Consider the following 8568-nt stretch of genomic DNA (forward strand, 5'->3'; position numbering starts at 1 on the left):
TTGGAGCGGGAAACGAGGTTCGAACTCGCGACCTCAACCTTGGCAAGGTTGCGCTCTACCAACTGAGCTATTCCCGCATTCCAAGTGGCGTACTATCAAGAAATAATAACGTCACGGGGAGCGCATTATACGAAAATTAGCACCGCCCGCAAGCCCCTTGAGTCAAAAAAACCGGCTTTTTATACCGTTTGGCGATTAAACCGGCAGCACAGCCTATCCCGTAACCAGTCAATAGGCGCACACTTAGACCCTGTTTACCTAGAGCTGAATAAAATGCTCCCGATAATAGGCCAGCTCCGCAATCGAGTCGCGGATGTCGTCCAGCGCCTGATGGGTGCTCTTCTTCTCAATGCCCGCCAGGATCGACGGCTTCCAGCGGCGCGCCAGCTCTTTGAGCGTGCTGACGTCCAGATAGCGATAGTGGAAATAGCGCTCCAAATCCGGCATATAGCGGTAAAGGAAGCGCCTGTCTTGGCCTATGCTGTTGCCGCAAATCGGCGATACACCCTGCGGCACCCACTTTTGCAGGAACTCGATGGTGGCAAGCTCAGCCGCCCTTTCGTCCATCGGGCTCGCCTTAACGCGCTCCACCAGCCCGCTGGCGGTATGGGTTGTGGTGTTCCAATCGTCCATGATTGCCATATGCTCGTCGGTCTGATGAACGGCAAAAACCGGCCCTTCCGCCAGAATATTCAAATTGGCGTCCGTCACGATAGTGGCGATTTCGATGATGCGATTAACCTCCGGATCCAAACCGGTCATTTCCAGATCGATCCAAATCAGGTTATTCTCACTTCCAGACATGATGATTCCTGCGTGATTAGTCAAACATCAGTGTATCATAGCGTTTTCACGCGTAACGGGCGACTGCGCCGTATCAAAAAGGTGTTTTTAAAGGATGCTTTGTGAGTAAAAAGAAACTGTCCAAAGGCCAGCAGCGACGGGTCGCCGCCAACCATCAGCGGCGTTTGCAAACCGGCAGCCAAAAGGCAGAACCGGACGACTCCCTGTTTGACGAGCCGCAGGAAGGCGTCGTCATCAGCCGCTTCGGCAAACACGCCGACGTGGAGGACATCGAAGGCGGCCTGCACCGCTGCAATATTCGTCGCACCGTTCCGTCGCTGGTTACCGGCGACCGAGTCGTATGGCGCCCCGCATTTTCCGAGCACGCCAAGGGCATTATCGAAGCGGTGCACGAACGCACGTCCGTGCTGACCCGCCCCGATTTTTACGACGGCATCAAGCCCATCGCCGCCAACATCGACCGCATTATTATCGTCTCGGCCATCGTGCCGGAGCTGTCGCTCAACATTATCGATCGCTATCTGGTGGCCTGCGAAACCGTCGCCATCTCACCGCTTATCGTGCTCAATAAAGTCGACCTTCTGGACAACGAAGGGCGCGACTTCGTCGAACAGGCGATGCAAATCTATCGCAATATTGGTTACCCGGTGCTGCTGCTCTCAAGCGTCAGCGGGGAAGGCATGGATGAACTCACCGAAGAGCTTAAAGGCCGCGTCAGCATCTTCGCCGGGCAGTCCGGCGTAGGAAAGTCCAGCCTGCTCAACGCGCTGCTGCCGCCGGAAGAGGCCACTATCGACGTGGGAGACATTTCGGACGCGTCCGGGCTTGGCCAGCACACCACCACCGCTTCTCGCCTTTACCATCTGTCCAACGGCGCGGACATCATCGACTCCCCCGGCGTGCGCGAATTCGGCCTCTGGCACCTGGAGCCGGAGCAGGTCACCCACGGCTATGTGGAGTTTCGCGAATTTATCGGCCACTGCCGCTTTCGCGACTGCAAGCACGTCGACGATCCTGGCTGCGCCATCCGCGAGGCGGTAGACGCAGGGGAAATCGCCGAAGAGCGCTATGACAACTACCTGAAAATTCTCACCAGCATGGCGGAAGTCAAAAGCAGAAAAAATCCTAACGACGCAAAGGACTAGTTCCCCTTCTGCGTATTTCAAACAGGAACATTGAAGCGTTGCAGCGGTCATAGCTTTTGGGCCTTTGGGGAAAATGACTTTATTCTCCGCCCCCGCTACAATGCGCAACCTAGGCAGTGCCTAACTCTGGTCAATCCAATAAAACGAGGCTACCCGTGCTGGATCGCATAAAAATACGATTTCAATATTTACTCCCCAAGCAGGGGCTTACTCAATTAGCCGGCTGGGCCGCGAGCTGGCAGGGCGGATGGCTTACCCATCTGGTCATCAAGGCATTCGCCAAATACTACCGGGTCGATATGCAGGAAGCGCAGAGTCCTGAGCCTGAATCCTACCCGACGTTCAACGAGTTCTTCGTTCGCCCGCTCAAAGAGGGCGCTCGCCCGATCGTAGCTGACGAAAACCAGCTTGCGCTCCCCGCAGACGGCGCCGTCAGCCAGCTAGGGCCGATTACTGACGGAAAATTGATACAGGCCAAAGGGCACGACTTTACGCTGGAAGCGCTGCTGGCCTGCAACATGCCGATGGTAGAAACGTTCCAGAATGGCCTGTTTGCCACCATCTATCTCTCACCGAGGGACTATCACCGCGTGCACATGCCCTGCCGAGGCGCGCTGCGTGAAATGATTTACGTTCCCGGCGACCTGTTCTCCGTGAATCCGCTCACGGCGGAAAACGTCCCCAACCTGTTCGCCCGCAACGAGCGCGTTATCTGCCTGTTCGATACGCCGTTTGGCCCGATGGTGCAGATCCTGGTGGGCGCTACCATCGTCGGCAGCATAGAAACCGTGTGGCAGGGTACCGTTACGCCGCCGCGCGAAGGCGTCCTCAAGCGCTGGACCTACCCGGCCGAAGGCGACGAAGGCGCAATCGTTCTGGAAAAAGGCGCGGAAATGGGCCGCTTCAAGCTGGGCTCAACCGTTATCAACCTGTTTACTCAAAACAGCGTAACCTTTGCCCCACACCTTCAGTGCAAAACGCCGACCCGGATGGGCGAACGCTTTGCCGACGCCAATCAGGCCCGTTTTTAACTCTCAGCGGAAACTTTTGGATGAAACTGACGCGCCTACTGTCGGCACTGTTGCTAAATCTGACGCTACTCGGGCCCGCTTGGGCGGCAGCGCTGCCGGACGCAGGGCAGATCAAGCAGGAACTCAAGCAGGCTGAAGCCAACAAGGACATCCCGAACCAAAAGGAAGTCCTTGAGGCCTATCAGGGCGCGCTCAACTGGCTTACCGAACGCAGCGAGTCTTTGGCCCGCAGCCAGCAGTACCGCAAGTCTATCGACGACTTTCCCAAAATAACCAAAAGCCTGCGCACGCAGCTGGAAAGCGAAAGCGCCGCGCCGCAGCCGCCTCAGGCAGGGTTATCCATCGCCGAACTTGAGCAGCTGTCTATTCAGACCAACAGCAGGCTGCTGGAATTAAACCGCCAGCTCCAGCAAGAGCAGGACCGCACGCGGGAAATTACCAACTCGCTGAGCCAGCTTCCCACTCAGCTGGTAAATGCCCGCAAAACCTTAAGCGATCTGGAAAGGCGACTGCCGGATCAGAATCAGTCTTCAGTGTTGGCGATAGCCAAGCTGGCGCAGCTTCAGGCAGAGATCGCCTTCAACAAGGCCAAGGTCGACGAGCTGGAGCTGGAACAGCTTTCCGCCAGCAACCGTCAGGAAATATCCCGCCTTCAGGCCGAAGTTCTGAAGGCCCAACAGGCGAAGACCGACGCGCTTCTTCAGCTGGTTAACGCCCAGCTTAACCAGCAGCGTCAGCAGGAAAGCCGCCAAACGCTGGAGCACACCACCCAGCTTGCGGAACAGCACGGCGATCTGCCGTCGTCGGTGCGCAAGCTGCTGCAGGAAAATCAGGAGCTGTCCGAAATGCTGAGCCATCAGGCGCAGAAGATGGACCAGATCTCCACCGAGCAGCGCGCGACGATCGGTAAAATCCTACAGGTTCGCCAGGCGTTCACCACCCTGACGGAGCAGTCACAGTGGCTGGGAATGTCCACGGCGCTGGGCGAATCCCTGCGGTTGCAGGTTTCCCGCCTGCCGGAGGTGCCCAAGTCCCAGCTTCTGGATACCGAAATGGCCGACATGCGCGTCCAGCGCCTTAGCCTGGAAGAGCGTCGCGACAAGCTGACCCATATGGCTGGGCTGACTCAGGACAACGGCCAGCCGCTGACGGAACAGCAGCAGGATTTGGTCAAGCAGCAGGTGAAAATGCAGCAGGAGCTGCTTTCATCCCTCCTCGCCGGCTACGACACGCTGCTGATTGAGCTGACCAAGCTTAAGGTTTCCAACAACCAGCTGACGGAAGCGCTGGTAGAAATAAAAGAGGCCTCCCACCGCTATTTATTCTGGGTGGCGGACGTCAACCCGCTGACGCTCAGCTATCCGCTGCAGGTGTTTCAAGACCTCAACCAGCTGCTTTCTCTGGACACGCTCACCGAGCTGAGCGGTGCGGTAAAAACCATGCTGACCACTAAGGAGGCGGTAGGCATGATTTTCGCCGCCATTTGCCTGGTGGGCTTTAGCATCAGCTCCCGTCGCCACTATCAGGCGTTTTTGGAACGCGCCTCCTCCCGCATCGGCAAGGTGACTCAGGACCATTTTTCCCTGACGCTTAGAACCGTATTTTGGTCCGTTATGGCCGCCGTTCCCCTGCCGATACTTTGGTGGGCGCTGGCCTACGGATTACAGCACGCCTGGCAGTATCCGATCGCCGTCGCCATCGGCGAAGGCGTCAACGCAACCGTGCCGCTGATGTGGGCGTTTATGATAAGCGCCAGCTTCGCCCATCCGCAGGGGCTGTTTATCGCCCACTTCCGCTGGTCGCAGTCACGCGTCGCTCGCGCCATGCGCTACTACAAGCTCTCGCTGTGGGTGGTGGTGCCGCTGATTATCGCCACCATCAGCTTTGACTACTTTAACGACAGGCAGTTTTCCGGCACGCTGGGTCGCCTGTGCTTTATTCTGCTGTGCGGCGCGCTGGTGATGATGACCACCAACCTGCGCCGCGCGGGCATTCCGCTCTATCTGGATCGCCGAGGCTCAGGGGAAAACGCCGTCAATCAGGCGCTGTGGTCGTTTTTAATATTTGCGCCCATTGCGGCGGCGCTATCGGCGGCCTTTGGCTATCTGGCCACCGCCCAGGCGCTATTGCTACGCCTTGAAGCCTCGGTCGCTATTTGGTTCGGGCTGCTGGTGATTTACCATATCATCCGCCGCTGGATGCTTATCCAACGCCGCCGCATTGAGTTCGACCGCGCCAAGCAGCGGCGCGCCGAGCGGCTGGCCCAGAGAGCGAAAAGTGAAGACGACTTGGCGTCAAGCTCTGACAGCTCAATGGATAACGATGAGCCGGTCGTCGTCGATCTGGACGCCATCAGCGCCCAGTCGCTACAGCTGGTGCGCTCAATTTTGACCATGATCGCGCTGGTGTCGCTGATTATCCTTTGGTCGGAGATCCATTCTGCCTTCGCCTTTCTGGAAAACATTCGCCTGTGGGACGTCACCTCCTCCGTCGCCGGCACCGAGAGCATTCAGGCCATCACGCTGGGTTCGGTGCTTATCGCCGTGCTGGTGTTTATCGTCACTATGCAGCTAGTGCGCAACCTCCCCGCGCTGCTGGAGCTGGCTATCCTCCAGCACCTCGACCTGTCGCCGGGCACCGGCTACGCCATTACCACCATCACCAAGTACATACTGATGCTTATCGGCGGTATGGTGGCCTTCTCGCTTATCGGCGTGGACTGGTCGAAGCTTCAGTGGCTGGTCGCCGCGCTCGGTGTGGGCTTGGGCTTCGGCCTGCAGGAGATCTTCGCCAACTTCATATCTGGCCTGATCATCCTGTTTGAAAAGCCGATCCGCATTGGCGATACCGTCACCATTCGCGATCTGACAGGTTCGATCACCAAGATCAACACGCGGGCGACTACCATCGTCGACTGGGATAAGAAAGAGATCATCGTTCCCAACAAGGCGTTTATCACCGAGCAGTTCGTCAACTGGTCGCTGTCCGACTCGATTACCCGTATCGTGCTGACCGTACCGGCCACCGCCGACACCGATCCACACCTGATCAAGCGCCTGCTGGAAGAGGCCGCCCACCAGTGTCCGCTGGTGCTGGACACGCCGCAGCCCGACGCCTTCCTGGTCGATATTCAGCAGGGCATTCAAATTTTCGAGCTGCGGGTATTCGCCGCCGAAATGGGCATGCGCATGCCGCTGCGTCATGAAATGCATAGCCTTATTCTGAAAGCCTACGAAGAGAACAACCTGACGCTGCCGTTCCCGCCGTTCCAGATGAGCGTTAACGCCATGGCGCGACGCGCTTCCAACCTCAGGCCGCCGTTTAAGACCGGTGAGTTGTGATACGGAAAATAACGCGATAAAAACAAACGGGGCGCAGTTTTAAGCTGCGCCCCGTTTTGTTTCCAATTTATCTACTGCACGCTACGCCCGATCTACCGGAAACGCCACCACGTCCGCAATCGACTGCGCGCCCAGCGCAATCATAATCAGGCGATCGACGCCCAGCGCCACGCCGGAACAGGCGGGCATGCCGTACTCCAGCGCCGCCAGAAAGTATTCATCAATCGGGCGAACCGGCAGCCCGCGCGCTTCGCGCTTGCGGTTTTCCTGCTCGAAGCGCTGGCGCTGCTCGCCCGCGTCGGTCAGCTCGCAAAAGCCGTTGGCCAGCTCGACGCCTTTGTAATAAACCTCAAAGCGCTCCGCCACACGGTGATCTTCCGAACTGATTTCCGCTAAAGACGCCTGAGAAGCGGGGAAGTGGTAGACGAACGTCGGCTTGTCCTGACCGATGTGCGGCTCGACGCCGAAGGCAAACAGCATCTGCAGCAGGGTATCGCGGTCTTCTTCTTTCTCCGCCAGCTCGCCCAGTTCAATCTTGGCCGCCGCAGCGCGAAGCTGGGGCTTATCTGCCGACAGCGGATCGATTTCCAGATGGCGTTGGAAAATCTGCTGGTAAGAAACGACTTCGCTGGGCTCGCAGTCCAGCACCTGTTGCAGCAGGTCGTCAACTTCGTTCATCAAGCGATACATGTCAAAGTGAGGGCGATACCACTCCAGCATGGTGAATTCAGGATTATGGTAGCGGCCGGCTTCTTCATTCCGAAAGCTCTTGCCCAGTTGATAAATAGGGCCGCTGCCCGCCGCCAGCAGGCGCTTCATGTGGAACTCGGGGCTGGTCATCAGGTACAGCGTTGCGCCTTCGGCCGCGCCGGGCCCTACGTAGCGAGTTTCAAACGGAACCAGATGCAGGTCGGTCCCCGCGGCTCGACTCATCGCCGGAGTATCCACTTCCAGCACGCCGCGCTCGGTGAAAAAACGGCGAACTTCCGTTACGATCTTCGCGCGCTTTAATAGGTTAGCGATAGACGCGCTGGGCTGCCAATTGGCCAGATCGCTCATTACTTATACACTCCACAGTTCAATTTGTCGGGCAGTCTACCGTTATCTTCTCCTACAGACAAATTCCGCCGCCGCGTTCGCCGCTTTTGTCGCAAATAGAAGAGGGTTTCATCCTACTAAATACAATTTATTAATATACTCATCACATTTTATTAATGTTTGTATTTTCAAAAAAAATAAAAGCACTATCCTTCTTATCGCCACAAAAAATCGACCACATCAAAATTCATCTACATCTTCTTGGGTAGAATAGCGCCCTATTTCAGAATCGCCGACAGATATGGTGGTTAAAAAGGTCAACATTAGATTTTCCTAGTGCAACAAACTTGATTAGCCGAAATGAGACGATTTTTTATTATCACCTTGGAACAATTGGAGGAATGCAGTGCAAACCTTTAACGCCGACATCGCTATTATCGGGGCCGGGGGCGGAGGCCTGCGCGCAGCCATCGCCGCCGCCGAAGCCAACCCCAACGCTACCATTGCGCTGATTTCTAAAGTCTATCCCATGCGCAGCCACACCGTCGCTGCCGAAGGCGGCTCCGCCGCCGTCATCCGCGACGACGACAGCTTCGAACTTCACTTCCACGACACCGTCGCCGGCGGTGACTGGCTCTGCGAGCAGGACGTCGTCCAGTACTTCGTCGAGAACAGCCCTCGCGAGATGGTTCAGCTCGAGCAGTGGGGATGCCCCTGGAGCCGCAAGCCCGACGGCGCCGTCAACGTCCGCCGCTTCGGCGGAATGAAGGTCGAGCGCACCTGGTTCGCCGCCGACAAGACCGGCTTCCACATGCTCCACACCCTGTTCCAGACTTCACTCAAGTACCCCAACATCAAGCGCTTCGACGAGCACTTCGTCCTCGACCTGCTCTCCGATGAAGGCCACGTCCGCGGCCTCGTCGCCATGAACATGATGGAAGGCACGCTGGTGCAAATCCGCGCCAACGCCGTCGTTATGGCCACCGGCGGCGCCGGACGCGTCTATCGCTACAACACCAACGGCGGTATCGTCACCGGCGACGGCATGGGCATGGCCTTCCGTCACGGCGTCCCGCTACGCGACATGGAGTTCGTTCAGTATCACCCTACCGGCCTGCCCGGCTCCGGTATCCTGATGACCGAAGGCTGCCGCGGCGAAGGCGGCATCATGGTCAACAAGGACGGCTACCGCTACCTGCAGGACTACGG

At 57.6% G+C, this 8568-nt stretch carries 6 protein-coding genes and 1 tRNA gene; 4 read left to right on the top strand and 3 right to left on the bottom strand.

The features are described from left to right. Position 1 precedes the first annotated feature (1 nt). Together G544_RS0119545 and orn are read right to left on the bottom strand one after the other, a co-directional pair. Positions 2-77: transfer RNA gene (locus tag G544_RS0119545), tRNA-Gly, on the bottom strand. A gap of 181 nt (positions 78-258) precedes the next feature. Next, positions 259-804: an oligoribonuclease gene (orn, locus tag G544_RS0119550; protein ID WP_027276133.1), complete on the bottom strand. Its 546-nt coding sequence runs from the start codon at positions 802-804 to the stop codon at positions 259-261. Positions 805-905: 101 nt separating this feature from the next. On the opposite strand from orn, the gene rsgA reads away from it, so the two are divergent. The 3 genes from rsgA (at position 906) to mscM (ending at position 6321) form a co-directional block, all read left to right on the top strand. Next, positions 906-1949: a small ribosomal subunit biogenesis GTPase RsgA gene (gene rsgA, locus G544_RS0119555; protein ID WP_027276134.1), complete on the top strand. Its 1044-nt coding sequence runs from the start codon at positions 906-908 to the stop codon at positions 1947-1949. Positions 1950-2104: 155 nt separating this feature from the next. Continuing rightward, complete coding sequence (gene asd / locus G544_RS0119560; RefSeq protein ID WP_027276135.1) at positions 2105-2980, top strand: archaetidylserine decarboxylase; 876 nt, start codon at positions 2105-2107, stop codon at positions 2978-2980. A 20-nt stretch (positions 2981-3000) separates the two neighbouring features. Then, entirely contained in the window at positions 3001-6321 is a 3321-nt protein-coding gene (gene mscM, locus G544_RS21180; RefSeq protein WP_036024691.1) for a miniconductance mechanosensitive channel MscM, read from the top strand. An 81-nt stretch (positions 6322-6402) separates the two neighbouring features. Here the strand turns inward: mscM and epmA are convergent, their stop codons facing one another. Next, the gene (gene epmA / locus G544_RS0119570) at positions 6403-7380 is read right to left on the bottom strand and encodes an elongation factor P--(R)-beta-lysine ligase (RefSeq protein WP_027276136.1); all 978 of its coding nucleotides are present in this window, start codon (positions 7378-7380) and stop codon (positions 6403-6405) included. A gap of 385 nt (positions 7381-7765) precedes the next feature. On the opposite strand from epmA, the gene G544_RS0119575 reads away from it, so the two are divergent. Beyond that, positions 7766-8568 (top strand): FAD-binding protein (locus G544_RS0119575; RefSeq protein WP_027276137.1); only part of this gene is annotated, 803 nt, incomplete at its 3' end.

It is taken from the genome of Leminorella grimontii ATCC 33999 = DSM 5078, assembly GCF_000439085.1.
GTDB classification, from domain to species: domain Bacteria; phylum Pseudomonadota; class Gammaproteobacteria; order Enterobacterales; family Enterobacteriaceae; genus Leminorella; species Leminorella grimontii.

What these genes read in the sequence shown, in the direction of transcription:
- orn (WP_027276133.1), bottom strand. Translation starts at nt 804, where the DNA reads ATGTCTGGAAGTGAGAATAACCTGATTTGGATCGATCTGGAAATGACC.
- mscM (WP_036024691.1), top strand. Translation starts at nt 3,001, where the DNA reads ATGAAACTGACGCGCCTACTGTCGGCACTGTTGCTAAATCTGACGCTA.
- epmA (WP_027276136.1), bottom strand. Translation starts at nt 7,380, where the DNA reads ATGAGCGATCTGGCCAATTGGCAGCCCAGCGCGTCTATCGCTAACCTA.